The 26,004-nt window shown below is 73.0% G+C and carries 15 protein-coding genes and 1 pseudogene; 11 read left to right on the top strand and 5 right to left on the bottom strand.

Annotation, left to right across the window (positions count from 1 at the left end):
• Positions 1–48 precede the first annotated feature (48 nt).
• Positions 49–255, top strand: a complete 207-nt coding sequence (locus AC230_RS29955; RefSeq protein ID WP_157868689.1) for a hypothetical protein — start codon at positions 49–51, stop codon at positions 253–255.
• On the opposite strand, the gene AC230_RS29960 is transcribed toward AC230_RS29955, so the two are convergent.
• Positions 252–3,380 (bottom strand): glycoside hydrolase family 84 protein, encoded by a 3,129-nt coding sequence (locus AC230_RS29960; protein WP_107082270.1) that lies wholly within the window; start codon positions 3,378–3,380, stop codon positions 252–254. The genes AC230_RS29955 and AC230_RS29960 overlap by 4 nt on opposite strands.
• Before the next feature lie 289 nt (positions 3,381–3,669).
• Here AC230_RS29960 and malQ point away from each other — a divergent pair, with 289 nt between their 5' ends.
• Both malQ and AC230_RS29970 read left to right on the top strand, forming a co-directional pair.
• Complete coding sequence (gene malQ / locus AC230_RS29965; RefSeq protein WP_049719449.1) at positions 3,670–5,796, top strand: 4-alpha-glucanotransferase; 2,127 nt, start codon at positions 3,670–3,672, stop codon at positions 5,794–5,796.
• Positions 5,797–5,807: 11 nt separating this feature from the next.
• Positions 5,808–6,062 (top strand): hypothetical protein, encoded by a 255-nt coding sequence (locus AC230_RS29970; protein ID WP_049719450.1) that lies wholly within the window; start codon positions 5,808–5,810, stop codon positions 6,060–6,062.
• Positions 6,063–6,123: 61 nt separating this feature from the next.
• Here the strand turns inward: AC230_RS29970 and pepN are convergent, their stop codons facing one another.
• From pepN to AC230_RS29985, 3 genes are all read right to left on the bottom strand, one after another.
• Entirely contained in the window at positions 6,124–8,697 is a 2,574-nt protein-coding gene (gene pepN, locus AC230_RS29975; protein WP_049719451.1) for an aminopeptidase N, read from the bottom strand.
• Positions 8,698–8,883: 186 nt separating this feature from the next.
• Entirely contained in the window at positions 8,884–9,912 is a 1,029-nt protein-coding gene (locus AC230_RS29980) for an aspartate-semialdehyde dehydrogenase (RefSeq protein ID WP_049719452.1), read from the bottom strand.
• Positions 9,913–10,105: 193 nt separating this feature from the next.
• Complete coding sequence (locus AC230_RS29985) at positions 10,106–13,411, bottom strand: S8 family serine peptidase (protein WP_049719453.1); 3,306 nt, start codon at positions 13,409–13,411, stop codon at positions 10,106–10,108.
• A 514-nt stretch (positions 13,412–13,925) separates the two neighbouring features.
• Here AC230_RS29985 and AC230_RS29990 point away from each other — a divergent pair.
• From AC230_RS29990 to AC230_RS30020, 8 genes and pseudogenes are all read left to right on the top strand, one after another.
• Complete coding sequence (locus tag AC230_RS29990) at positions 13,926–15,689, top strand: TIGR03767 family metallophosphoesterase (RefSeq protein WP_049719454.1); 1,764 nt, start codon at positions 13,926–13,928, stop codon at positions 15,687–15,689.
• Positions 15,690–16,487: 798 nt separating this feature from the next.
• Positions 16,488–17,996: an AbfB domain-containing protein gene (locus tag AC230_RS29995; RefSeq protein ID WP_241833404.1), complete on the top strand. Its 1,509-nt coding sequence runs from the start codon at positions 16,488–16,490 to the stop codon at positions 17,994–17,996.
• A gap of 46 nt (positions 17,997–18,042) precedes the next feature.
• Complete coding sequence (locus tag AC230_RS30000) at positions 18,043–18,579, top strand: RICIN domain-containing protein (protein ID WP_049719456.1); 537 nt, start codon at positions 18,043–18,045, stop codon at positions 18,577–18,579.
• Between the two features lie 29 nt (positions 18,580–18,608).
• Positions 18,609–19,169: an RICIN domain-containing protein gene (locus tag AC230_RS30005; RefSeq protein ID WP_277816936.1), complete on the top strand. Its 561-nt coding sequence runs from the start codon at positions 18,609–18,611 to the stop codon at positions 19,167–19,169.
• On the top strand, positions 19,166–20,254 hold the full coding sequence (locus AC230_RS30010; RefSeq protein WP_049719458.1) for a hypothetical protein: 1,089 nt from the start codon (positions 19,166–19,168) through the stop codon (positions 20,252–20,254). Before AC230_RS30005 ends, AC230_RS30010 begins: the two co-directional genes overlap by 4 nt.
• A gap of 352 nt (positions 20,255–20,606) precedes the next feature.
• A pseudogene (locus AC230_RS34185) lies at positions 20,607–21,005 on the top strand (hypothetical protein); the annotation flags it as partial.
• Between the two features lie 274 nt (positions 21,006–21,279).
• The gene (locus AC230_RS30015; protein ID WP_053161430.1) at positions 21,280–24,300 is read left to right on the top strand and encodes a hypothetical protein; all 3,021 of its coding nucleotides are present in this window, start codon (positions 21,280–21,282) and stop codon (positions 24,298–24,300) included.
• Positions 24,301–24,386: 86 nt separating this feature from the next.
• The gene (locus tag AC230_RS30020) at positions 24,387–24,977 is read left to right on the top strand and encodes a suppressor of fused domain protein (protein ID WP_157868690.1); all 591 of its coding nucleotides are present in this window, start codon (positions 24,387–24,389) and stop codon (positions 24,975–24,977) included.
• A gap of 2 nt (positions 24,978–24,979) precedes the next feature.
• Here AC230_RS30020 and AC230_RS30025 read toward each other — a convergent pair whose 3' ends face one another.
• Positions 24,980–25,999, bottom strand: a complete 1,020-nt coding sequence (locus AC230_RS30025) for a hypothetical protein (protein WP_049719460.1) — start codon at positions 25,997–25,999, stop codon at positions 24,980–24,982.
• Positions 26,000–26,004 lie beyond the last annotated feature (5 nt).

Below are 26,004 nucleotides of genomic sequence, written 5' to 3' on the forward strand. Positions count from 1 at the left end.
CCGCACATGCCGGTGCCATCGGTCCGGCGCGGGCGCATCATCGCGGACATGAGCCAGAAGACCGGTCAGGAGAGGTTCCCCCGCACGATGTGCGAGGGCGTGCGGTGCACCCGGTGCATGGACCGCACGATGGTGCGCGAGATCCAGATGGGGCACGACGGGACCATCTCGCGCTACGACGACTGGGTCTGCAACTGCGGCTACCGCAGGCCGAGTCGGGAGGCCGTCAAGCGCGGCAGCCCGCGGGCCGGCTAGCGGCTCTCCTCGACCGCGTACGCCTCGACCTCGGACAGCGAGTACCCGGACTCCGTGGCGCGCTTCCCGCCCTGCATCCGCACGAAGCGCGTCCCCGGCGCGTCGAGGCGCAGCGTCTCGGTGCCGCCCTTGCCGTCGGTCACCGCGGCGGCGTCGCGCCAGGTGCGGCCGTCGGGGGAGACCTGGACGCGGTAGCGGGTGGCGTAGGCGTCCTGCCAGTGCAGGACGAGGCGGCCGAGGCGGGTGGGGCGGGGCAGTTCGAGCTGCCACCAGGCGTCGTCGGTCGGCCGGGAGGACCAGCGGGTCCGGTCGTCGCCGTCGATCGCCGCGAAGGGCGGGAAGTCGGACGCCTCGTCGCCGGAGGAGGTCGCCCTGGCGCCGCGCGCCAGGTCCGGACCGCCGGCCGGCGGATACGAGCGGACGGTCACCGTCCGCTCCTGGCCGCCCAGGCGGACGGTGGCGGTGAACGCACGCGGCGCGTCCGCCGGGACGGACAGCTCGATACGGGCCGTCGTCACCCCGCCCCGCACGGCCGTGAGACGGTCCGGGGCCTTGACCGTGACGCCCTTGGGGGCGGTGACGGTGAGCTTCTCGTCGACCGTCCGCGGCTGCTGGTTGATCATCCGGGCCTCGACCACCGCCGGGGCGCCGCCCGCCTCCGCGCTCGCCTCGCCGTGGGCCAGCTCGAAATGCGCCGGGGAGGTGTCGGCGAACCAGGGGGCGACCTCGTGGACGGCCGCCGGCCGGACCCCGCCCGTCCAGACCAGGCGCAGCGCGTCGGCCCGTACGCCCTTGCCGGGCAGCTGGGTCCAGCCGCTGTCCGACAGGGCGCCGAGCGGCTGCCAGCCCTTGCCGGCGGTGTGGGCCTCCACCGTGCCGCGCGCCCCGGGCGCGGCCGAGGTCAGGACGGTGACCGCGGTCATCGGGTGCGGCTCGCGCAGCCGGACGGTCAGCGGGCCGTCCGCCGGGGCCGGTACGGACGTCGCGGGGTCGCCGTCGGTGGCGGCGCCCGCCGTGCGCAGCGGGCGGTCCACGCCCAGCCAGCCGTTGGCCCGGGCCAGGGCCTGCTGGAGGAACGGGCCGAGGACCCCGTCGCCCACGGTGACCTTCTCGGCGGCGATCCGGTCCCGCAGCCGCAGCACGTCCAGCTCCGCGCGCCAGGCGCCCGCGCCGTCGCCGCGCGCCTGGGCCGTGAGCATCTCGACGGCGCGGGCGCCGGCCTCGCCGTGCCGGGCGAGCTGCTCCAGCCAGGGGCGGACCTCGGCGCCGACGGCGTTCTCCAGCCGGCCGGGGGCCTCGGCCATGGTGCGGAAGGCGTCCCGCAGCCGGCCGGCCGCGGTCCTCAGCCGGGCGGCGTCGGTGCCCGAGAGGGCGCTCCAGAAGTCGTCCATGAGCGGCCGCAGATACGCGGACTCCTCGCCGCCGAGCACGGACGAGGCGTCGTTCCCGGCCAGCGCCCGCAGCGCCTCGCGGGCCCGCGGGTCCTCGCCCGCGAGGTCGTCCACGGCCGCCCTCCAGGACTCCTCGGCGCGGTAACCCCGGGGATTCCAGGCGTAGTCGGCGGTGGTGAACAGCGGGATGCGCGACGCGGTGGGCTGGGCCGCGGCGTTGGCGAGCACGGCGGCGGAGCCCACGGCGACGGCCGGTTCCCGCCCCGTGTAGGGGCCCAGGAAGATGCGGTCCGGCGCGAAGTCGTTGACCGGGTAGTTGTCCATCGTGACCAGCGGATGCCCCAACGCCGCGCGGGCGTCGGTGAGTTCGGCGCCGGTGATGGTCCGCGGCACCACGCCGACGCCGGTCCACGCCACCTCCACCCGCGGGTCCAGCCACTTGGCCAGTGCGCGCCGGAAGGCCGTCCGGCCGTCCTGGTAGTACTCGGTGGGCAGCAGCGACAGCGGCGCCGCCTCGCGGCCCTTGGCGGCCAGGTGCCCGGCGATCGCCCCGGCCACCTTCGCCTGCGCCTTCGCCGCCGCCTCCGGCCCCGAGCCGAACGCGTCCGCGTCGGCCCCGCAGTGCCACTCGCTGTAGCTCACGTCCTGGAACTGGAGCTGGAAGGCGCGCACGCCCAGCGCCCACATCGCGTCCACCTTGCGCTCCAGCGCCCGCACGTCCTGCCCGGACGAGAAGCACATCGCCTGCCCGGGCGCGACCGCCCAGCCCAGCGTCACGTGGTTGCTGCGGGCCCGGGCGGCCAGCGTGCGGAACTGCTCGCGGCGGTCGGCCGGGTACGGGTCGCGCCACCGGGCCCGGCGGTACGGGTCGTCGCCCGGCGCGTACAGATAGCGGTTGAGCTTGGTGCGGCCCATGAAGTCGAGCTGCGCCAGCCGCTGCGGCATCGACCACGGCGCGCCGTAGAAGCCCTCGGTGAGGCCGCGCACGGCCGTGACGGGCCAGTCGCGGACCAGGGCGCCGGCGAAGGCCCGGCCGCCGTCGCGGGCCACGGCGAGCTGCCGCAGGGTCTGCACCGCGTGGAAGAGCCCGTCCTCGCCGACGCCGGACATCGCCACCGTCGGCCGCCCGGCCGCCCGCCCCACGGCCAGCCGGTAGCCGCCCCGGGGCAGGTCGCCGGTGGGGGCGGCGCCGAAGGCGCGCAGCGCCTCCTCGGCGCCCCGGCCGCCCGTGTACACGATCAGGCCGCGCGGCGGCGGGGTGCCGCCCGGCGCGGAGTCCACGACGGTGCGCGCGCCCAGCCCGCGCAGGAGCTCGCGCAGCGCCGACAGGGCGTACGGGTCGGTGCCCGGCTCGGCCATCACGGTGACCTCGGTGCCCACGGGGGCGTACGCGCCCTGGGCGCGGGCCTGTTGCGGGCGCGGCCACACCGGCGGCAGGCCGCCGTCGCCCGTCGGGTCGCCGGTCTCCGGGCCGCCGGCCGCGGCGGCGGCCGGGCCGCCGGGTGCGGCGAACGCCGCGGGCCCGTTGCCGAGCAGCCCGCCGAGCAGCGCGGCGGCCAGCACGGTGGTGACCCCGGCGCGGCGCGGCCGGAGGGCGAACGGGCCGGTGAACCGCCCGGTGCCGACGGCCCGGCCCGCGGGCCGGGCGCCCGGAACGTCGTACGAGGGGTCGTCGCCCTGGAACCGCACCGCCTTCTCCTCGCCCCTCTTGTCGTGCGTGAGCGACGAGCCCATCACCAGGGGCGGAGCGTGTCAACGCAGGTGACCGAACTGCCGGTATTGCCCGGCGAGGCGTGGGGACGACGGGGGCGGACCGGGCCAAAGGGCCGTCAGACGGGCGGGGACGAAAGTATGGTGACAGGGGGTGGTGTTCCCGGGCCCCGCGGCTCCCGCCGACCGGTCTCCCGCAGTGCTCCGCAGTCGTCGCAGTTCTCCGCAGTGCTTTGTCGTTCTTCGCAGCTCTTCGCAGTTCTCCGCCGTTTTCCCGCTGTTCCCCGCCGCCGGACCGCCGCTGGAGGCAGGCATGGACGAGGCAGGCAAGGACCGGGCGCACCTCGCCGCCCTGCACGGTGTCGCCACCTCCTACGAGCCCGCACCCGGGCAGAGCGTCCCCGTGCCCGAGGACACCGTGGTCGCCGTCCTCGCCGCGCTCGGGGTGGACGCCTCCACGCCCCGGGCCGTCCGCGACGCGCTCGACGCCCACGCCCGCGCCGAGCGGGGCCGGCTGCTGCCCCCGGCCGTGGTGCTGCGCGAGGGCGGTCCGCGGGAGGCGCCCGGGCCCGGCCTGCCCGAGGGCACCGTGCTGCGCGTCGCGACCGCCGACGGCGACACCCTGCCCTGGGACGGCGAACTGCCCGTCGGCACCCACCAGTTGCACGCCCGCGCCCCCGACGGGCGCGCCGCCGCCGCGCCGCTCGTCGTCGCCCCGCGGCTGCTGCCCCAGCCGCCCGCCCGCTGCCACGGCTTCCTCGTCCAGCTCTACTCCCTGCTGTCCGCCCGCTCCTGGGGCATGGGCGACCTCGGCGACCTGGCCGAGCTCGCCGCCTGGACGGGCCGGGCCTTCGGCTCCGACTTCCTCCAGGTCAACCCGTTGCACGCGGCCGTACCCGGCGCCCCGGGCCGCCCCTCCGACCCCTCCCCCTACCGGCCGTCCTCCCGCCGCTTCCCCGACCCCGTCCACCTGCGGGTGGAGGAGATCCCCGAGTTCGGCCACCTCGCGGGGGAGGACCGCGCGGAGGCGCACGGCCTGCTGTCCCGCGCGGCGGAGCTGCGGGACGCCGTGCTCCGCCGCGGCGAGCCCATCGACCACGACGCCGTACGGGCGCTGAAGCTGCGCGCCCTGGAGCTCGTGCGCCGCGTCCCCATGGGCCCCGGGCGCCGCGCCGCCTACTGCGACTTCCTCGCCGGGCAGGGGCAGGCCCTCGACGACCACGCCACCTGGTGCGCCCTCGCCGAGGTGCACGGACCCGACTGGCACCGCTGGCCCGGCGGCCTCAAGGACCCCCGCTCCGCCCGCACCGCGCGGGCCCGCGGCGAGCTGCTCGACCGCGTCGACTTCCACTGCTGGCTCGTCTGGCTGACCGACCGGCAGCTCGCCGCCGCGCAGCGGGCCGCGCGCGACGCGGGGATGCGCGTCGGCCTCGTCCACGACCTGGCCGTCGGCGTCCACCCCGACGGCTCCGACGCCTGGGCGCAGCAGGACGCGCTGGCCGCGGGGATGTCCGTGGGCGCGCCCCCCGACGCGTTCACCTCCCGCGGCCAGGACTGGGGGCTGCCGCCGTGGCGCCCCGACGCCCTGCGGGCCACCGGCTACGCGCCCTTCCGCGAGCTGCTGCGCGGACTGCTGCGGCACGCCGGGGCGCTGCGCGTCGACCACGTGATGGGGCTGTTCCGGCTGTGGTGGGTGCCCGAGGGGCGCGAGCCCGGGCAGGGGACGTACGTCCACTACGACGCCGAGGCCATGCTCGGCGTGCTCGCCGCCGAGGCCCACCGGGCGGGCGCCGTCGTTATCGGCGAGGACCTGGGCACGGTCGGGCCGGGGGTCCGCGAGGCGCTGGCGGGGTACGGGGTGCTGGGCACCTCGGTGCTGTGGTTCGAGCGCGACTGGGCCGGGGGCGGGCGGCGGGCGCAGCCGCTGCCGCCGGAGCGGTGGCGCGAGGCGTGCGTGGCCACGGCGACCACGCACGACCTGCCCAGCACCGCGGCCCGGCTCACCGGCGAGCACGTCGCCCTGCGCCACCGGCTCGGCCTGCTGGCCCGGCCGCTCGCCGTCGAGCAGCGCGAGGACGCGAAGGCGGTCGCCGAGTGGCTGGCCCTCTTCGGGCGGCTGGGGCTGCTGCCGGAGGGGCCGGACGACGAGGAGGCGGCCGTGCGGGCCGTCCACCGCTTCCTGCTGCGCACCCCGGCGCGGATGGTCGGGATCTGGCTGCCGGACGCGGTCGGCGACCGGCGGCCGCAGAACCTGCCCGGCACCTCGGACTCCTATCCGAACTGGCGGCTGCCCGTCGCGGACGCCGCCGGGCGGCCCGTCTCCCTGGAGGAGCTGGCGGCCTCGCCGCGGCTGCACGCGCTGATGGACGAGGTGCGCACCCGCTGTGGGGAGACCCCGGGCGCGCGGCGTCCGGGGAGGTTCGGTACGTTGAGCCCGTGAGCAATAAGAAGATGAACGCCATGCGTGCCGGGGCCGTGTCCGCCGGCACGCTCCTGATGCTGCTGATGTCGTCCCCCGCGTTCGCGCTCACCCGCGACGACGGTGACGACCCGGGGCCGGGCCTGAGCGTGATCAACACGCTGGGGCTGTATGTCGCCGCGCCGATCGTGCTCTTCGCCGTCATCACCGGGCTGGTGATGGTGATGTCGCGTAAGTCGGACAACCCGCACACGCACGACACGCATTACGCGCGGGCGGCTCGCTGAGTCACCGCTCCGCCGCGGGGGCGGGTCCGGGGTTCGTATGCCCCGGACCCGCCCTTTCCCGCTACTCCGCGGCCGCCGCGTCCGCGCGCTGCGCCCGGAGGGCCCGCTCCACGCCCGCGCGGGATTCGAGGACGAGGCGGCGCAGGGCCGCGTTGGGCTCGGCGGTGGCGAGCCAGGCGTCCGTCGCGGAGAGGGTGTCCTCCGAGACGAGCAGGCTCGGGTAGAGACCGACCGCGATCTGCTGCGCGACCTCGTGGCTGCGCGCCTCCCAGACCCCCTTCACGGCCGCGAAGTACTTCTCCGCGTAGGGAGCCAGCAGCTCCCGCTGGTCGGTCTGGACGAAGCCGCCGATGACAGCCTCCTGCATCGCGTTCGTGAGCTTGTCCGACTCGACGACGGACGCCCACGCCTCCGCCTTGGCCCCGGCCGTCGGCCGTGCGGCCCGCGCCGCGGCGGCGTGCTGCTCGCCGGTGGAGGTGCGGTCGCGCTCCAGCTCGGCCGCGATGGCGGCCTCGCCGGCCCGGCCCGTGGCGGCCAGCCGCTCCAGGAACGTCCAGCGCAGGTCCGTGTCCACGGACAGCCCGGTGACCAGCTCCGTGCCCTCCAGCAGCCCCTCCAGCAGGGCGAGCTGCTCCTCGGTGCGGGCGGTGGCGGCGAACGCCCGGGCCCAGGCGAGCTGGTGGTCGCTGCCCGGCTCCGCCGCCCGCAGGTGCTCCAGCGTCGCCTCCGTCCACGTCGCCAGGCCCGTCTCGCGCCACTCGGGCGCCGCGTAGAGGTCGAGGGCGAGCTTGACCTGCCGCTGGAGCGACTGGACGACGCCGATGTCCGACTCCTTGCCGATGCCGGAGAGGACGAGCCGCAGGTAGTCGCGGGTGGGCAGTTCGCCGTCGCGCGTCATGTCCCAGGCGGAGGCCCAGCACAGGGCGCGCGGCAGGGACTCGGTGAAGTCGCCGAGGTGGGCGGTGACGACGCGCAGGGAGTCCTCGTCCAGGCGGACCTTCGCGTACGACAGGTCGTCGTCGTTGAGCAGGACGACGGCCGGGCGGCGCTTGCCGACGAGCTGCGGGACGGCGGTGAGTTCGCCGTCGACGTCCAGCTCGACCCGCTCGGTGCGGACGAGGCGGCCGTCCACGAGGTCGTACGAGCCGATGGCGATCCGGTGCGGCCGCAGCGTCGGGGAGCCCGTGGCGCCCTCGGGCAGCGGGGTCGCCTCCTGGCGCACGGCGAAGGCGGTGATCACGCCGTCGGCGTCGGTGGTGATCTCCGGGCGCAGCACGTTGATGCCGGCCGTCTCCAGCCACGCCTTCGACCACGCCTTCAGGTCGCGGCCGCTCATCAGCTCCAGCGCGCTGAGCAGGTCGGAGAGGCGGGTGTTGGCGTAGGCGAAGGTCTTGAAGTACGCCTGGACGCCGCGGAAGAACGCGTCCTCGCCGACGTAGGCCACGAGCTGCTTGAGCACCGAGGCGCCCTTGGCGTAGGTGATGCCGTCGAAGTTGACGAGGACGTCGTCCAGGTCGCGGATCTCGGCCATGATCGGGTGGGTGGAGGGCAGCTGGTCCTGCCGGTAGGCCCACGTCTTCATGGAGTTGGCGAAGGTGGTCCAGGAGTGCGGCCACCTGGAGCCGGGGGCGGCGGCCTGGCAGGCGATGGAGGTGTAGGTGGCGAACGACTCGTTCAGCCACAGGTCGTTCCACCACTTCATCGTCACGAGGTCGCCGAACCACATGTGGGCCAGCTCGTGGAGGATGGTCTCGGCGCGCACCTCGTACGCCGCGTCCGTCACCTTGGAGCGGAAGACGTACTGGTCGCGGATGGTGACCGCGCCCGCGTTCTCCATGGCGCCGGCGTTGAACTCCGGGACGAAGAGCTGGTCGTACTTGGCGAACGGGTAGGCGTAGTCGAACTTCTCCTGGAACCAGTCGAAGCCCTGCCGCGTGACCTCGAAGATCGCGTCCGCGTCGAGGTACTCGGCCAGCGAGGGACGGCAGTAGATGCCCAGCGGCACCGTGCGGCCGTCCTTCTCGTACGTGCTGTGCACGCTGTGGTAGGGGCCGGCGATCAGCGCGGTGATGTACGTGGAGATGCGCGGGGTCGGCTCGAAGCGCCAGACGTCGTCCGACGGGGTCTCCGGCGTCGGGGAGTTGGAGATCACCGTCCAGCCCGCCGGGGCCTTCACGGTGAAGCGGAACGTGGCCTTCAGATCGGGCTGTTCGAACGAGGCGAAGACGCGGCGCGCGTCCGGCACCTCGAACTGCGTGTAGAGGTACGCCTGGTCGTCCACCGGGTCCACGAACCGGTGCAGTCCCTCACCGGTGTTGGTGTACGCGCAGTCCGCGACCACGCGCAGCTCGTTCTGCCCGCCGCGCAGGTCCGGCAGGGCGATCCGGCTGTCCGCGAAGACGGTGGCCGGGTCGAGCGACGTCCCGTTGAGCACGACCTCGTGCACCGCCGGGGCGACCAGGTCGATGAACGTCTCCGCGCCCGCCTCGGCGGAGTCGAACCGCACGACGGTCTCGGAGCGGAACGTGCCTCCCTCCTGGGCGCCCGAGAGGTCCAGCTCGATCTCGTACGCCTCCACGGTGAGCAGCCGCGCCCGCCGTTCCGCCTCTTCGCGGGTCAGATTCGTGCCTGGCACCTCGGCATCTCCTTCGCATCACACGTCTCGTACGGTCCCGGCCATCCTTCCACGCCGGGGGTGCCGGGCGCCCGGGGTGATCCGCCGGGCTCGCCGCCGGACGCGGTGACGAGGGCGTCGGCGGAGGGCACCACGCGCCGGGGGCCGGCCACCGTGCGGTGACCGGCCCCCGGGGACGCACGTGCCTCAGCCGCGCAGCTCCGCCGCGACCAGCTCCGCGATCTGGACCGCGTTGAGGGCCGCGCCCTTGCGGAGGTTGTCGCCGGAGACGAAGAGCGCGAGGCCGTTCTCGACGGTCTCGTCCTCGCGGACGCGGCCGACGAAGGAGACGTCACGGCCCGCGGCCTGGAGCGGGGTCGGGATCTCGGAGAGCTCGACGCCGGGGGCGTCCTCGAGCAGCTCGCGGGCGCGCTCGACGCCGAGGGGGCGCGCGAAGCGGGCGTTGATCTGGAGGGAGTGGCCGGTGAAGACCGGGACGCGGACGCAGGTGCCGGAGACCTTGAGGTCCGGGATCTCCAGGATCTTGCGGGACTCGTGGCGGAGCTTCTGCTCCTCGTCCGTCTCGAAGCGGCCGTCGTCGACGATCGAGCCGGCCAGCGGCAGCACGTTGAAGGCGATGGGGCGCTTGTAGACGCCGGGCTCGGGGAAGGCGACGGCCGCGCCGTCGTGGGTGAGCTCCGTCGCCTTGGGGGAGACCTCGCGGACCTGCCCGTCGAGCTCGGCGACGCCGGCCAGGCCGGAGCCGGAGACGGCCTGGTAGGTGGTGGCGACCAGGGCGGTGAGCCCGGCCTCGCGGTGCAGCGGCTTGAGCACGGGCATCGCGGCCATCGTGGTGCAGTTCGGGTTGGCGATGATGCCCTTGGGGCGGTCCGCCACCGCGTGCGGGTTGACCTCCGAGACGACCAGCGGGACGTCGGGGTCGCGGCGCCAGGCGGACGAGTTGTCGATCACGACGGCGCCCTGCGCGGCGACCTTCTCCGCGAGCGCCTTCGAGGTGGCGCCGCCGGCGGAGAAGAGCACGATGTCCAGCCCGGAGTAGTCCGCCGTCGCGGCGTCCTCGACGGTGATCTCCGTGCCCTGCCAGGGAAGCGTGGACCCGGCGGACCGCGCCGAGGCGAACAGCCGCAGCTCCGTGACCGGGAAGGCGCGCTCGGCCAGGATCTTGCGCATGACTCCGCCGACCTGACCGGTGGCTCCGACGATTCCGACTCTCACAGGGGGGCTCCCTACTCATGTACAGCGCATGTGTCACCGCCGGGGACGAGGCGTCCTGAAGGCGCGGTTCCCATCATGCGGGGCGAGTGGGGTCAAAAGTCCAATTGATTGTCCCGGTGGGGGCGCCCCCACCGGGAAAGGGGCGGGGCGGGCGCACCATGTGTGCGCCCGCCCCGCCGGCATCGGCCGGAGGTCAGGAGACGACCTTCTCGATCTTCACGGAGCCCGTGCCGGCCACCGTGCCGCGGCCGTTCACCAGCCGCACCTCACCGGCGAACGTACGGCCCTCGGGGGCCGCGCCCGCGACCACCACGTCGGCCTTGACCCGGGCGGACTCGCCCGGGCCCAGCGTGACGGGGCGGCTCGCGTCCACCTTGACCTCGCCGAGCGCGGGGGAGTAGTAGACGTCGCGGTAGTCGTACGCCGTCCGGCCGGAGGGGACGGAGTAGCCGGCGACCTCGACCGTGTACTCGCCCGGGGCGGGCGAGGTCAGGACGACCTGCTCGTCGGAGCCGCCGCTGGTGGAGGAGCCGACCGGCCTGCCGTCCTTGTAGACGACGAGGTCGAGGTCGGCCTTGGGGTCGGCCGTGCCGCCGATGGCGGCCTCGAAGCGGGTGACGCCCTCACCGAGCGTGACCTTGGTGGTCTGCTTCTGGCCCTGGGCTATCTCCGGCCGGGAGATCCTGGACGAGCCGAGGCGGCCGCCCTGGAGCCTGCCCTCGAAGGGGGCGTAGCCGTTGGTGGCCTTCCAGGTGACCGGGGCCGGGGTGCCGGCCTTCGCCTCGGCGACGGTGGCCACCGCCGGGTCGAAGGAGGCGCCGAGCACCGTGGCGGTCACCGTGTACGGGTTGTCGAGCAGCGGGGAGGTGCGGCGCGACTCGACCTCGATCTCCCACACGCCGGGCAGCGGGTTCGCGTAGGAGCGCACGTCCGGGCGGCAGGTGTTCTTGGGGTTGTCGTAGTTCGGGTAGCAGTTGACCGTGGAGGTGGGGTCGACGGGCACGCCGTAGGAGTTGATGGCGATGAAGCGGGTCTGGCTGCCCTTGGCCAGTCCGTCGATCGCGACCTCCAGGGACGTGGCGCCCTTGGGCACGGTCACGAAGTACGAGGTCGTGGCGTTGCGCTGGACCGTGCCGGACTTCTTCACGGCGTACGACGGCTTCGTCAGCGGGTCGGCGGCCACGACGGTGGCCATGACCTGCTTGTCGATGCCCTCGGTGCGGTCGTCGTCCACGGTGAGGATCGCGCTGTGGATCCCGGCGGACTTCGCCTTGGCCACGACCTTGACGGTGACGGGCTCGTTCAGCGGCAGCCGCACCTCGTCGGAGCCGGCCAGCTTGAACGTCCCGTCGTTGTGGCGCCACTTCAGCTCGTGCCAGACGGCCTTGTCCGGGCCGGAGGTCCGGGTGATCGTGACGTCGTAGGTGCGCGCCTCGCCGGTCTTGAGGCCGCCCTCGCGGTCGTAGATCCCGGTGCCGGAGCCGGGGGTCTTCAGGTTGCCGGAGAGGGCCGTGGAGACGGGGGCCTTGACGGTGTAGTCGTGGGCGGTGGCGCCGTGCCGCAGCGCGTCCCACGCCTCGTTGACGTCGATCAGGCCGGAGCCCTGCTCGTGCGCCTGGAAGCCCTTGATCTTCCTCGCGGTGCTGGTGAGCGCCGTGCGCAGATCGGCCGGGGTGAGCTTCGTGTGCCGCTGCTTGGCGGCCGAGATCAGCAGCGCCGAGGCGCCGGCGGCCTGCGGGGAGGCCATCGAGGTGCCCTGGAGCATGCCGTAGCCGGGCGGCAGGTCGTAGCCGGACTCGGCGACGGGCGCGCCGGGCTCCCAGGTGGGCGTCGTGTTGACGGACGCGCCGGGGGCGGTGATGACGGGGGCGAAGCCGCCGTCCTCGCGCGGGCCGCGGGAGGAGAACGGCATCATGGCGTACGTGGTCCGCACCTCGGAGCCGTAGTTGGCGGCCCAGGTCTCCTTGGAGACGGACGCGCCGACGCTGAGGACCTTGTCGGCCAGGCCGGGGTCGCCGATGGTGTTGGCGCCCGGGCCGCTGTTGCCCGCCGAGATGACGAGCTGGACGCCGTAGGTGTCGATGAGCCGGGTGTAGAGCTCGGAGCGGGCGTTGTTGCCGTCGTTGAGCGCGGGCAGGCCGCCGATCGACATGTTGACGATGTCCACGCCGTGGTTGACGACGAGGTCGATCATGCCCTCGGTGAGCGCGACGTTGGTGCAGCCGCCGCTCCAGGTGCAGGCCCGCGACGAGACCAGCTTGGCGCCGGGCGCGGCGCCGTTCATCTTCCCGCCGAACAGCCCGTTGGCCGCCGTGATGCCGGCGACGTGCGTGCCGTGCTCGGACTCGATGACGCCGATGTTGACGAAGTCGGCCTTCTTGCCCGCCCAGTCCGGGCCGGCGGGGTCCATCGGCACGTCCTTGCGGACCTGCACCACGAAGGGGATGCGCTCGGCGATCGGGGTCTTCGGGTCGTCCTTGCCGAAGTAGCCGACCTGGAAGCCGTCCTTGTACGGCTTCATCTCCTCGTCGTTCGCGAAGTCCCCGTCGTCGTCGAGGTCGACGCGGACCGTGCCCCTGGCCGGGTCGTAGAGGACCGCCCAGGAGTCGGTGGTGTCGCCGTCGCGGTTGAGGTCGCCCTTCATGTCGCCGCCCGCGGTGGCGCTCTCGCGGAAGAGGGAGACCCGGTAGGAGCCCGACGGGGCCTTGTACGTACGGCCGTTGAAGGAGAAGGAGGGGCCCGAGACGTCCTTGGTCATCGGCAGCCAGGTGCCGTCGTCGTCGGTCAGCGGGTCCGTCGAGGTCACCCAGTCGACGATCTTCCGCTCGCCGGTGGAGGTCTTCTGCAGCGCCGGGTGGGCCAGGTCCACCCCGGAGTCGAGGATGCCGATGGTCACGCCGCGGCCGTCCGCCTTCGGGTGGTCCTCGACGAAGTCGACGGCGCCGGTCTCGAAGGCCGGCTGGTACGGGTTCTTGGCCGGGGTCCGCTTGCCGGGCGCCGGGTAGGAGCGCTTCTTCGGGCCCTTGGCGCCCGCCACGGCGTCGGCGCGCGGCGTCGGGTCCGGGAGCTTGATCTCCTGCTTGAGGTCGATGCCGTGCACGGAGGACAGCTTCTGGGCCTCGGCGATGGCCGCGTCCGCCTTGTCGGTGGGGATGGTGGCGCGGACGTAGCCGAGCCGGTCGTACTCCTTGCCGACCGAGGCGCCCTTGATGCCGTCGAGCCGGCCGGCGATCTGGCCGGTCTGCCCCGGAGCGGTGGCGATCATCATGGTGACGGTGCGCTCGCCCTTGGACCGGGCCTTGGCGAGCAGCTCGGCGCCGTGCGAACCGAGCTTGTCCTTCGGGGACTTGACGGTGCCGGAGGGCTTCGCGGGGCCCGGCTGAGGCCCGTCGGCGAGGGCGGGGGCGGCGCCCGTGGCGGCGAGGACGACCGCCGCGGCGGCCGCGACGGCTATTCGGCCGGCGCGTCTCGCGCCGCCGCGGGAGGAGGGGGTGGTCATGGGGATCCCTGGCTCGTTGGGGATGACGGCTGCCGGTGGCAGGTCCGGATATCGGAACCGGATGGCGCATCACTTTTATGGAAGTGACGGGCGTTTGGGGAGAGTTGCCAGGGAGGGAAAATAAAGATGGCGTAAACCCGCCAGCCCTTGCATCGGGAGGAAGCGGGACGGACTCCGTGAACCGGCCGCGGCCCGGCTCACGCGCCCTTCCCCGCTCCACCCGGGCGGGGCACGGATGAGGCAAACGGACTACAGCGCGACCGACGGGGCCATAGCGTTCACCGTGTCGCTTTCCCCGTCGGGTGAACGCTGAGTGAGCCTCAGTGCTCGAGGGGACGAGTGATACATGTCGGTTCGCAGTAGCCAAGATCCATGTGAGGTGATCTGCGGCGACCGTTGCCGCCGCGTTCACGCCCAGGCCATTCGCGCTGCCAACGATCCTCGGTGACAGCAGCCGCCGACCTCCTGCACGCCCGTACGCCTTCGCGTTCGCACGCACTCGGGGAGACCGCCCATGCCCAGCAGATCCGAAAGATCCGCAGCTCCGCACGTCGACCGCCGGGGGTTCCTGGCCGCGGCGGGCGCCGTCGGCGCGACGACCGGGCTCGCCCTCGCCCTGGGGTCCTCCGCCCCCGCCTTCGCCGGCCGCATGGCGCCCGGCACGACCGGCGGCGGCACCGGTGACCCCGTCCCCTCCGCCGCCCCGCAGGCCGCGGAGGCCGGCGCGGCGGAGGCGGCCCCGACCGGCGAGGGCACCACCCTCGTCTCCGTCGCCACCCCGCGCGGCAGCGGCGGCTACCGGCGGCTGGGCGACGGACCGGGCTGGCCCCGCGTCGTCCGCACCGACCTCGCCGACGCCCGGGACGGCCGCGAGCGCCGCCGTACCACGATCGCCTCGTTCGTGCAGTTCACCGACCTCCATCTGACCGACGTCCAGCACCCCCTGCGCTACGAGTTCTTCCGGGCCGGCGGCGAGGGCGCCTGGCGGCCGCACGAGGCGCTGACCCTGCCCGGCGTCGTCTCGCTCGTCGAGCGCGTCAACAAGCTCCGCCGCGGCCCGGCCACCGGCAGCCCGCTCAAGTTCGTCATCACCACCGGCGACAACGGCGACGAGAACGCGAAGATCGAGGCCGAGTGGTTCCTGACCGCCCTCAGCGGCGGGCGCATGGACCCCAACACCGGTGACCCGCACCGCTACGAGGGCGTCCAGAACAGCGGCCTGAAGCTCTACTGGCACCCCGACAGCTCCCTGCGCGACCAGGACAAGGCCCTCGGCTACCCGCGCATCGACGGCTACCTCGCCGCCGCCATGCGCCGCGTCAACAGCCCGGGCCTGAACATCCCCTGGTACTCCACCTTCGGCAACCACGACCTGCTGTCGGGCGGTTGCTACCCGGCCGCCGGGTCGTTCATCGCCGACGTCGCCGTGGGCGGCAAGAAGCTCTACACCGTCTCCGCCGAGGAGGCCAAGTGGCTCATGGACGGCGAGGGGCGCGGCGTCGATCCCAAGGGCAAGCGCATAGAGGAGCTGCTGCGCAAGCACAAGAAGGAGCTGCGCGGCATCACTCCGGACGCGCGCCGCGTCCCCCTGACGCAGCGTCAGTACGTGGCGATGCACCTGGAGCGCAGGTTCACCGGCCGCGGGCCCGTCGGGCACGGCTACACCAAGGAGAACCTCGACTCCGGCCGGCTCTACTACAGCTTCCGCGTCTCGGACCGCGTCGTCGGCATCAGCCTCGACACGACCGATCCCGGCGGCCACTACCAGGGCTCCCTCGGCACGGCCCAGCTCGACTGGCTGGACCGCACGCTCAGGGCCCACCAGCACGACTACGCCCTGGTCTTCAGCCACCACCCGAGCTGGAGCATGGACAACTTCACCCCCGACCCCGACCGGCCGGACGAGAAGCGCCACGGCGGCGACGAGGTCATCGCCCTGCTCCAGCGCCACCCCAACGTCCTGGCCTGGATCAACGGCCACAGCCACCGCAACCGCATCCGCCCGCGCGGCACGTTCTGGGAGATCGCCACGGCCTCCCACGTCGACTACCCGCAGCTGGCGCGCGTCATCGAGATCACCGACAACCGCGACGGCACGATCTCCCTCTACACGACCCTCGTCGAGTCCGCCGCCCCCCACCGCACCGACTACCACGACCTCTCCCAGACCGGACTGGCCTCCCTCTACCGCGAGCTGGCCTTCAACGCCCCCGGCAAGGACGGCTCGCTGGTCGGCGACGCGAAGGACCGCAACACGGAGCTGCTGTTGAGGCGGTGAGCTTTCGGGGCCGTCGGGTCACGGATCGGATTCAGGGAACCGGCCTTCCGGGACTTCGCGTCCGGAAGGCCGGTTCCCTTTTTGCGCGGGAGCGGTCGCCCCTGGACGCGCAGGTGACACAGTCGATCCGCGTATTCGGCGGATTCGGGTGCTCCGGTGCTGCCGGAGTGCTGGAAGAGACGCGTTCCGGCCAGGACTCGGACCGTTTCCGACGACCAGGTGAAGTGACCGCCCGGCCGGCTGCCGTTCGATGGGCCGGATATTCCCTTTGCGGGTAACAGCCGTGGCCGCCCTGGTGATTGGCCGTAAATTCCGATTCCGTTTGTGTGTGAGCTGTGTATTCCGGTTTCGGGCGGGAGGTGTGGTCCGGCTCCGGAGTGGAGAATTCCGGTGGCGGAAAGGTGATCGTTGCGAGGGCGAAGTGAGCCGCTTAGGTTCACCGGGGGAACAGCTCCGGCCACATCGGCGGAGCTGGAAGGGGGGAGCGGTGAACCGCATATCTGCGCGCACGGATGCGACTGCGTCCGTCGACGCCATGCCGGCCCGTGGGGTGCGGCGTCCGGAGAGGAAAAGCTCCGGTTTATGACCGCGTGCGGCCGTAGGGCCGCCGCCCGGAATGTCATTGCCTGGACGGACTCGCAGTGATTCGCGTCGTCGTGACGTCTCATGCTCCTGCGAGTGTTCGCCGCCTGTACAGATCTCGTCGCCCTCGCGCGACGCCAGAGGGGTTTCGGAACCACTATGCACAAGAGACATCGCGCCTCCACACGTGTCCGGAGGATCGTCACGCGCGGCCTCGTGACCACCACCACGCTCGCCGCCGTGACCGGTGTCGTCGCCCAGGAGGCCGCCCTCGCCGCGCCGAGGGGCGCCGTCGCCCCGGCGGACGCCATCGGAACCGACGGCGAGCAGCGCATCGCGGCGGCCGCGGTCATCGACTTCTTCCCGAGCAGTGCGAACCTGCAGCTCAGCGATTACGACTTCGTCCGCCTGCTGTGGCAGAAGGCCGGTGAGTCGGGCGAGAAGTGGACCGCGGTCCGCACGGCGGCCGAGGCGGCCATGGCCAGTTCCTCCGCCGAGGACCATGTGCGGTTCATCGTCACGGGCATCGCCGAGGCAGGGAAGACCGACAGGAAGCGGCAGGACGACCAGGCCGAGGCCGACCGTGCGGCCCGCCTCGCCAAGTCCCAGGCGCTGCTGGCCGTCGGCATCCCCAGCACCCCGGAGCTGCTGGCGCTCAGCGACGACAATTTCATCCGGGCTGTCATCAAGTATTCGGCTGCGGGCTCGGAGGTCCAGAAGGCGGGTGCCAAGGCGCTGGCCGGGAATGCCGCCGACTGGCGGGAGTTCATCGTCAACGGCGCCCGTGAGGCCCACAACCGCGACATCGAGAACGAGCTCAAGGAAATCGAGGAGAAGAACCGCCAGGAGGCCGAGCGCAAAAAGGAACAGGCCGCCCGCAAGAACGTTGCGGCGCTTTTCCGTATGACGCCGACCGAGGCGATGCTCACCCTGGGCGACGACAACTTCATCCGGGAACTGCTGCGTACGGCCCCGGAAGATCTGCGGGGGAGCGAGCTGTACACGGCCGCTCAGCGGACTGTGCTCAGCTCCGACCCGGCGGAGTGGAAGAAGTTCATCCACTCCGGTGCGGAGGAGGCGTACAAACGCGACGACGAGATCCGTCGGAAGAAGCTCGCGGAGGCCAACCGCGGAGACGTCCGGAAGATCATGGCCTTGGCGGAGAACGGCGGGGTGAACCCGGGGCTGGTGGACGCGGCACGGAAGGCACTTGCCGGCGACGACGAGGAGGTCGCCCGGTTCCTCAAGCCGGACAGCCTGAACCGCGCGCGGCGGCAGTCGCTCCGGGTCAGTGTCGGGCCGCAGGCCGGGTGGTACGTCCGAGGGTCGGCCCCGGACGGCGACTACGGCTACATCGGCCCCGTCGACGCCAAGAGCAAGCAGGCCGCCCGTGAGGAGGCCACCTGGGTCATCGTGCCCGCGCTCGCCAGCAATCCCGGTTGCTTCTCCTTCGAGTCGGTGCGCAAGCCGGGCTACTACCTGTGGAGCGAGAGCAAAGGCAACGGGATCGTCCGGATAGTCGGGGACGACGGCAGCGCGGAATTCAAGGGGAACGCCACCTGGTGCCGTCGCGAGGGATTCGCCGGGACCGGGACATCGTTCGAGCTGGCGAGCTGGCCCGGGGTCTACCTGCGGTCGGGGTACGGACAGCTTTATGTCGGCGCTTCTGGTGAGCAGTTCGACCAGGAGGCCACATGGACTGTCGCTCCTCCGCTTGCGCGTTGATGCTCCCCCCTTCCGAGTTCACCCCCAGAGAAGAACGGATCCCACGATGTTCCGGACCACACGGGCCGCGCTGGCCGTCGGTGCCAGTCTCGCGGCTCTGGCCGGCGGCGCGACCACCACGTACGCAGCTCCTGCCGACACGTCCTCCTTCGTACGCCTGCGGGCGGAGCACAGCGGGAAGTGCCTCACCATTGAGGACGCCAAGATCGGCGAAGGGGCGTACGCCGTCCAGCAGTCCTGCTCCGACGACCTGGACAACCAGCTCTTCCAACTGCGCTCCGCCGGCGCGGGGACGATCTCGGTATGGGCCAAACACAGTGGCCGCTGCCTGGGAGTTGGACCGAACACCGACTGGAACGTCCAGCAGTTGTGGTGCCCCGACAACTCCAGCCAGCGCTGGCGGGTGATGCTCGTCGAGGTCGCAAAGGGCCTGTACGAAGTGCGCCCCGCGGGCGACCCCGGCTCCCAGGCCTACTGCCTCACCATTCCGGGATACAGCCAGGACGAGGGTACGAGGGCGTTGAGCTGGACATGCACCGGAGCCCCCTCCCAACGCTGGCACCTGCAGCCGGCCGCCTCCTGAAACCCACTCGAGTAGAAACGGATCTCACCATGGCACGGATAGTTCGGGCCGCAGCCGCTCTCGGCGCAGGTCTGGTAGCGCTGGCCGGTGCCACGACCACCGCACATGCGCGGGGAGTCCCTTCTGCTTCTGTCGGCACCGAGGGGGGAACGGTCGTGGAGCTCCAAGCGGCGGACAGTAACGCCTGCCTGGCCGCCGTAGACAGGAACGGCTTCCGTGCGGGGCTGGACTTCTGCACGACCGACTGGGAGACGGGACTGTGGCAGGTGATTCCCGTCGACAACTCCTCTGTCGAATTCCGGACGGTATCCGGCGGCAAGTGCCTTGAGGTGGAGAACAGCGGCACCCAGGCCGGAGCGGCTGTCCAGGTCTGGGACTGCACCGGGGGCAAGCAGATGCGCTGGCAGATGGACCTCGTCGATCCCGTCCGGAATCTGTACCAGCTGCGGCCCACGCATACGTCGGACCGCTGCCTGGACATAGTCAACGGTGCCCTGGAACTCGGCGTGAACGCACAGTCGTGGTACTGCAACCAGACCGAAGCCCAGCTGTGGCGGATCAAGCCGGTAGAGCGGCGGCCGACGTCGTGAACCGCCGGACGTGGGCCGTACCCGCGCTGGTCGTCGGCTTGTTGACCGGCACTTCGGCGGGGACGGCCCCCGCCCGGGCCGTCACCCCGGCTGTAGCCGTCGCTGCCGCCGACCAGCCAGTCGCCCTCATCTCCGCCGTCGCGGCCGAGGACGCACGCAACCGCGTCCGCAAGATGGCCATGTCGCCCCTCCCGGACGAGATCCGCAGCTCCGCCTGGCTCGCCCTGCGCAGCAGCCGGGGCGATGCGGCGATCGCCGAGTGGCTGGCGCCCGGTGGCGGATTCCAGAAGGCGCTCCAGCGGATGCGCACCACTCAGAGCATGAACCGGGCCTTCTGCGAACGGGTGTTGCGCACGCACTCCGCTGCCTTCTCCCCCGAGGTGCACGCCGCGGCCGAGCGCGCCGTCGCGGGAACGCCCGTCGACCAGGCTGCCTTCGCCAGGTCCGGCTACGACGCGGCCCTGAAGCGCGACCGGGCGGCCCGGGAGGCCGACGGTCAACGCAAGGCCGAAGTGGCGGCGAAGGACCGGGACTTCGTCCGGAGCATCGCAGAGAACGACCCGGGCGAGCAGGTGCGGGTCGCCGCGCGGTGGGCACTGCGGCCCGGGGCCGGTGACGCGGACGTGGCGGAGTTCTTCGGCTACGGATGGGCGACCGGCGCGACCCTCGATCTCGAGGGTTACCGGATGCGTGTCGCGGACGCGGAAGTGGCGCGGCACCACACCCTCTCCCGCCTGCTGGAGAAGGCCACCGCCGCCGAGGAGGCCCTGAAGAGCGCTGCCGACGAGGTCGAGGCCCGCGCCGAGGCCGAACGGGCCTGGGGCGAGGTGGCCGACCACGCCGACGCCGCGCGCAAGGCGTGGCTGGCCGAGCGGGACACGGCCATGGCGCAGGCGGAGAACTGGCGGAACATCGCCCAGGCGTCCAAGGACTCGGCCGACCGGCTCTGGAAGAACATCGGTGACTCCGCCGCGGCCAACCATGACTCCTGGGCCGGCGAACAGACGGAGGCGGCCGGTACGGCCGTCTTCTGGAAGGACATGTTCGACCGGGCCCAGGAGAGCGAGAACCGTGTGAAGGGCTGACCCGCCCGCCGCGTCATCTCGCTTCGACCCCCAGACCCCTGCTCGCGGATGAAGGGCGGGGGTCTTTCTTTTCTTCATTCCTTTCATCAGGAGGATTCCCGTGATGGGTGGATTCCGGCCGAGGGCCGGAAGACCGCGCGGTGGTGTGACCCGCGCGGTGAGAGCAGCGGTGTCCACGGCGGTGGCCGTGGCGCTGCTGGGCGGGCTGACGGGCCAGTCGGCCGGCGCGGTGGAGAGACCGGAGCGCCTCTCCAGGTTCGCTGCCACGGCCCCGGCGACCGCACCGGCGCCTCGTCCGCAGACCGGTTTCGAGCGTCGTGCCGACGACGGCGACCGGCAACTGGTCGAGGTCATGGCCGAGTTCGACGAGGACGAGGAGGTCAAGGCCGCCGCGAGAAAGGCGCTGGAGAGCAGCGATCCGAACGCGGTCCGGGAGTTCCTGGAGCACGGCGAGGCCGAGGCCCGCAAGCGGTCCCAGGAGAAGAAGGACGCCGCCGACGCCGAGAACCGGCGCAAGATCGAGGCGATGCGCGGGACCGGCGGCCCGTACTTCGAGCAGGAGGTGGACCGGGTCCTCAAGGGCTCGCCGCGCGACCGCGCCGACTTCCTGGCGTTCGGGGCGGAGATAGCCCGGCAGCGGGACAAGAAGACCGACGAGAACGACAGGAAGCAGGCGGCGGAGAACCGCAAGCGCGTCGAGATGCTCGCCGCCGCCGGCGGGCCGGAGGTCAAGAAGGCCGCACAGGCGGCACTCGCGACCGATGACGAGAAGGCGATCGCGGAGTTCCTGGAGAAGGGCTACCAGGAGGCCGCGAAGAAGGACGCCGACGCCCGCGCGGACCGCGAGAAGGCCGAGAAGGAGGCGCGGGAGGCCGCCGAGAAGCTCAAGGAGCTGGCGGAGAAGTCCGCCCGTGCCGCCGAGGCACGCACCAAGCTGATCGCCGCCCACGGCGACGCCGTCAAGGCTCTCAAGAACGCGTCCAACGCCATGAGTAGCCGCCGCCGCGTCACGGCAGGCGGACCGGATGCTGGCCGCCGACCGGGCGGGCAAGCGGCTGTCCGACTACGGCGGCGTGAAGGCCGATGTCGCCCGTCAGGTCGGCAACGCGGGCGACGCGGCCAAGGCGGCCGAAATCGCCGCGCGGCAGGCCAAGGCGCAGGCCGACGTGCTCGTGGAGACCGGGCTGACGCACGGCGTGCGGTGGTCCGAGGTCGCCCAGGGCATCAAGGCGGCGGCGGACGCGGCCGTCAAGGCGAGCGAGACCGCGCAGCACGCGGTGGACGCCACGGCGGCCGACGCGGCCGGGCTGAACGCCCGGAACGCCACCGAGCTGCACGAGCGGCAGGCCGAGCAGTGGCGGGCCAACGCCGAGGAGCACGCCCGGGCCGCGGCCCGGCTGGCCGAGGCCGCCGGCCGGCAGGCGAAGGTCGCCGCGGACGCGGCCGCCCGGGGCAAGCAGGCCCGCGTCGACGCCGAGAAGGCGGAGGCGGAGGCGTGGGACCACGCCCGTAAGACCCGCGAGGCGCGGGCCGAGGCTCAGCGGCAGGCGAAGATCGCCGCCGAGCAGCGGGCGATCGCGGAGCACGAGCGTGCCCTGGCCGCCGAGGCCCGGGCACGCGCCGAGCGCGAGCGGGACGCCGCCGCGGCGGCGAAGGCCCGCGCCGAGGCCGAGGCCCGCAACGCGTCCGCCAAGCGCGCGGAGGCGCAGGCGGCCGCCGCCGACGCGGCGGAGAAGCGCGCCTGGGCGGCGCAGATGGAGAGCAAGGCCGCGAGCGCGGACGAGCGGGCGCGCGGCGACGAGACGAAGGCCCGCGAGGCCCGGGACAAGGCGTACGAGGCCGAGCGCGAGCACCGGGCCGAGGAGGCGCGGGCCAAGGCGTCGGAGGCCATGGAGGCCGCGACCAAGGGCACCGAGGACGCCGCCCTCACCCGTTCCTACGCGGACGCGGCGCGGGCCGACGCCAAGGCGGCGGGCGAGGCGGCCGGCCGGGCGCGCGGCGCCGCCGACGCGGCGAGCGGCGCGGCGATGCGGTCCCGGTCGGCGGCCATCGAGGCGGCCGGTGCCGCGGCCCGCTCCCGTGCCGCGGCGGCCGAGGCGAGCGCCCACGCCGCGCGGGCCGACGAGGCTGCGGACAAGGCGGAGGCGGCCGCTTCCGCCGCCGACGCGGCGGCGAACAGGGCGCAGGCCGAGGCGGCCGCCACGCACGCGGCGGCACGCCGGGCCGACGCGAAGGCCGCCGAGGCCACGGCGCAGGAGGCCCGCGCGGGTATCGCCTCCCACGAGGCGGCGCGGCTGGCCGGGCTGGCCGCCGTCGAGGCGAGCGGCGCGCTCCAGGCGGCCGGCCGCACCAAGGACGAGGCCGCCGGGGCGACCAGTGAGGCCGCCATGGCGCAGGTCCAGGCCACGGTCGCCGTCCAGGCGTCGCTGGCCGCGCGCTCCACGGCCGCCGGGATCGCCGATCCCGCCAACGAGGCCATCGAGCTGACCGCTCCCTTCTCGGGGCAGGACGTCGACGCCGACTTCGCGGCCGAAGTGGCCCGGGCGGCCCAGGAGACGGGCGCGACGGAGGTCGCGTCCGCCGACGCGAAGGCCGCCGAGGCGGTCAGGGCCGCGGAGGCGGCCGAGGCTTCGGCCCAGCGGGCCAACGAGCAGGTGGCCCCGGCGTTCAAGGCGGCGGCCGCGGCGGCACGTTCGTCCGCCGACGCCGCTCGTTCCTCGGCGGCGGCCATGAAGTCCGCGGCACAGGCCGCGGAGGACGGCGCCAAGGCGCGGGCGGCCGCCGCCCGGGCGAAGGACGCCGATGCCCAGGCCCAGGCCGACGCGAAGGAGGCCCGCGAAGCGGCGGACCGGGCTTACGCGGACGCCGCCGCCGCGCGCACGGCGGCCACCCAGGCCGAGGCCGAGGCGGAACGGGCGCGCGGCGCAGCGGCGGAGGCCGACAACCAGGCCGCCGCGGCCAGCAGCGCCGCCGCGCGGGCCGAGAAAGAGGTGGCAACCGCCCAGGCAGCCGCGACCCGGGCGGCGAAGGACGCCGAGGACGCGAGGAAGCTGGCGGACTCGGCGGAGGAGCACGCCAAGTCGGCGGAGACCGCGTCGAAGAACGCGGACAAGTACGCGAAGGAGGCCGACGAGGCGGCCAGGAAGGCCGAGGAGTTCGTCCGCGAGCAAGAGCGGAAGATCCTTGCGAAGGCTGCCGAGAAACGGACCGGTCCGGCGGAGGATTCCAAGCCCTCGGGCGACGAGGAGGCGGAGGCTCTCCAGGAGGCGGGCATCACGCCCGAACAGCTCGAAGAGGACCGCAAGCTCGCGGAGAAGGACCTCGTCGACTACCTGATGGAGAACGGCGCCGAGATCTTGGTCGATCTTGCCGTCGGGGACATCAAGGAGTGCATCGACGACCCCAACATCCCCAAGTGCCTCTGGGCGATTGTCACCAGTCTCCCCCTGGGCAAGGCGGTCAAGGTCGCTGCGAAGCTCAAGGAGATCGGCAAGGCCATCTGGGGGGTCGACAAGTTCCTCAAGAAGTCCGCCGAGGCCAAGAAGCGGCTCAAGAAGGCGGAGGAGACCCTCGAGAAAGTCCGGAAGAAGATTCCGGACTGTGACACGAAGTCCGGTGGCGGGAAGGGCAAGGGCGGGAAGAAGGGGTTCGCCGCCGCCTCGTCCCGCATCGTCATCGAGTGTGACGAGACGGTCCTCTACCGTTCCCCGGCCACCGGCAAGCGCGCCTCCGAGGAGAAGGGACTGAACACGGCCAACCATGACGGCTCACACCCCACGGCGTACCTTTCCAACAAGCCCGAGGGGGCGGCGCAGTACGCCGGGAACGGACATGACTACGGCTTCCACCGGTTTGTGATGAAGCCCGGGTTCCAAGAGGCCTTCGGCAAGCTCGAATTCCCCCTCGAGAACTCGGACGGTGTCTCCGGCCTGACTGAGTGGAGGATTCCTGCCGGCAGGTTCGCCGAGTTCAACTCATATATCGATCACAGCAAGACCCAGTGGTGGGATGCCGCACTGGGGCACTACTATCCGCCCGCCGGCTAGCGAGCGGATACGGAACCGTGGGCGTGTCCGCCGACCGGCGGATGCGCCCACCCGTGATAACAGACCCGGATATGAGGGTGAGGACCATGAATGATCGGGACACGCTGGACCGGTTCAACAGCTACCGCGAGCGGGTCGACGCGCTCGTCGGTGCCGTGTCGGTGGCCGAGGACATCGAACCCAGAGAGCGCGGCGATGGCCGGGTCGCCGCGCTCGTGTATGCGGGAACGCCGGGTCCGGGATATGTGACGGGCTTTACATACGGACTGTCCCTCGTCCCGCGTCCGGATTGGGGGGCGGTGGCCAGAGAGCTCGCCATCACCGTCCGTTCCGATGACGTCGAATGGTGCAGAGTGCCTGCCAGGATCGTCGCCGCACTGCGTGGTCTGGGGCCGTCGTTCCGGTCCGGGGAGGTCTTCGGCCATGTCGGACGGTATGTGGCCGACTCGGCGATGAACAGTGTGGTGTTGGGCAGTCCCGTCATTGGTGGTGCGGGGCCGCTCGATCTCGCCTCCGGCCGGGGGGCGACGGGGGAGGCCGACCTGGTGGAGATCCTGGGTGTGTACCCGATCCACGCAACGGAGCGGGAGTACGTACAGACGCATGGTGCCGAGGCGCTCTGGCGTCTGGGCTGGGACCGAGTCGACCCCGGACGGCCGTCCGCCGTCCGAACGTAACCTCACCGCGGCAGCACCACCACGTACGCCCCCGGCGCCCGCTCCGCCGACGCCGCAAGCGCCGACCGCACCACGTCGGCCAGTCGCTCGGGCGCGTCCCGCAGATCGCGCGGGGGGACGGCCAGCACCGCCAGGCCGAGCTGGGCCAAGTGCTCGTGCGTGCGGGCGAGTTCGTCGCGCAGCGGGGCGTCGCGGCGGGAGCGGGTGTCGATCTCGACGGCGACGCCGTGGTCGGGCCAGTAGGCGTCGACGGTGCCCAGCAACGGGCCGCCGGGGAGGAGGAGTTCGACGTTCCAGAGGGGGACGGGCAGGGCGTGGTCGGCGACGAGGGCGTAGAGGCGGTCCTCGGCGGCGGCGCGGCCCTCGGCGAGGAGCGTGTCCAGGACGGCGGCCACGGGCCCCCGCTCCAGCAGCCTGGCGCGGGCGAGTTCGCGGTACAGGCGCGTGGCCTCGCAGTGGCCGCCGCGGACCGCCTCGGTGAGGACGCGGCGGATCGCCTCCGGGTCCGCCAGCCGGGCCACCGCGTCGGCGACGGCGCGGGGGACGGGGGCGACCGGCACGCCGGTCAGCAGCCGTGGCCGGGGCACGGAGGGGGAGCGCACCGGGCGGACGAAGCCCGTCGCGCGCAGTCGCCGGGTGTGCGGGACGAGGACGTCGATGTGCTCCAGGCGCAGCAGCGGGGGAGCGCTGGTGAAGCGGTGCAGGGCCAGCGCCGCCAGGCCGGTGATCATCGCCTCGCCGTAGGGGGCCTCGGCGCCGCACGGCTGGAGGGGGATGCCCTGGGAGCGGGCCCGGGTGTACATCAGGGCGGCGTGCAGCCGTTCCTCGCTGGTGGCCGGGCCGGTGTGGAGCAGGTAGACGCCGGGCAGGAGCTGCTGCCAGGGGCCGCCGGGGCGGCAGCGCTCGCCGGCCTCGGCGGCGGAGACGCCGTGTTCGCGCAGCCGGCGCGCGGTCATGACGCGGTGGCGGACGTCGGAGAGGTGGTGGAGCGGGCGCGGGGAGAGGGGGGTCTCGTGGTTCATGACCC

Source organism: Streptomyces caatingaensis, from assembly GCF_001187435.1.
Taxonomy (GTDB): domain Bacteria; phylum Actinomycetota; class Actinomycetes; order Streptomycetales; family Streptomycetaceae; genus Streptomyces; species Streptomyces caatingaensis.

Bases quoted from the DNA above. Each gene is read 5' to 3' on its own strand.
- AC230_RS29985 (WP_049719453.1), bottom strand. From the start codon at position 13,411: ATGACCACCCCCTCCTCCCGCGGCGGCGCGAGACGCGCCGGCCGAATA.
- malQ (WP_049719449.1), top strand. From the start codon at position 3,670: ATGGACGAGGCAGGCAAGGACCGGGCGCACCTCGCCGCCCTGCACGGT.
- AC230_RS29960 (WP_107082270.1), bottom strand. From the start codon at position 3,380: ATGGGCTCGTCGCTCACGCACGACAAGAGGGGCGAGGAGAAGGCGGTG.
- AC230_RS30025 (WP_049719460.1), bottom strand. From the start codon at position 25,999: ATGAACCACGAGACCCCCCTCTCCCCGCGCCCGCTCCACCACCTCTCC.
- AC230_RS30005 (WP_277816936.1), top strand. From the start codon at position 18,609: ATGGCACGGATAGTTCGGGCCGCAGCCGCTCTCGGCGCAGGTCTGGTA.
- AC230_RS29955 (WP_157868689.1), top strand. From the start codon at position 49: ATGAGCCAGAAGACCGGTCAGGAGAGGTTCCCCCGCACGATGTGCGAG.
- AC230_RS30000 (WP_049719456.1), top strand. From the start codon at position 18,043: ATGTTCCGGACCACACGGGCCGCGCTGGCCGTCGGTGCCAGTCTCGCG.
- AC230_RS29970 (WP_049719450.1), top strand. From the start codon at position 5,808: ATGAACGCCATGCGTGCCGGGGCCGTGTCCGCCGGCACGCTCCTGATG.
- AC230_RS30015 (WP_053161430.1), top strand. From the start codon at position 21,280: ATGCTGGCCGCCGACCGGGCGGGCAAGCGGCTGTCCGACTACGGCGGC.
- AC230_RS29990 (WP_049719454.1), top strand. From the start codon at position 13,926: ATGCCCAGCAGATCCGAAAGATCCGCAGCTCCGCACGTCGACCGCCGG.
- AC230_RS30020 (WP_157868690.1), top strand. From the start codon at position 24,387: ATGAATGATCGGGACACGCTGGACCGGTTCAACAGCTACCGCGAGCGG.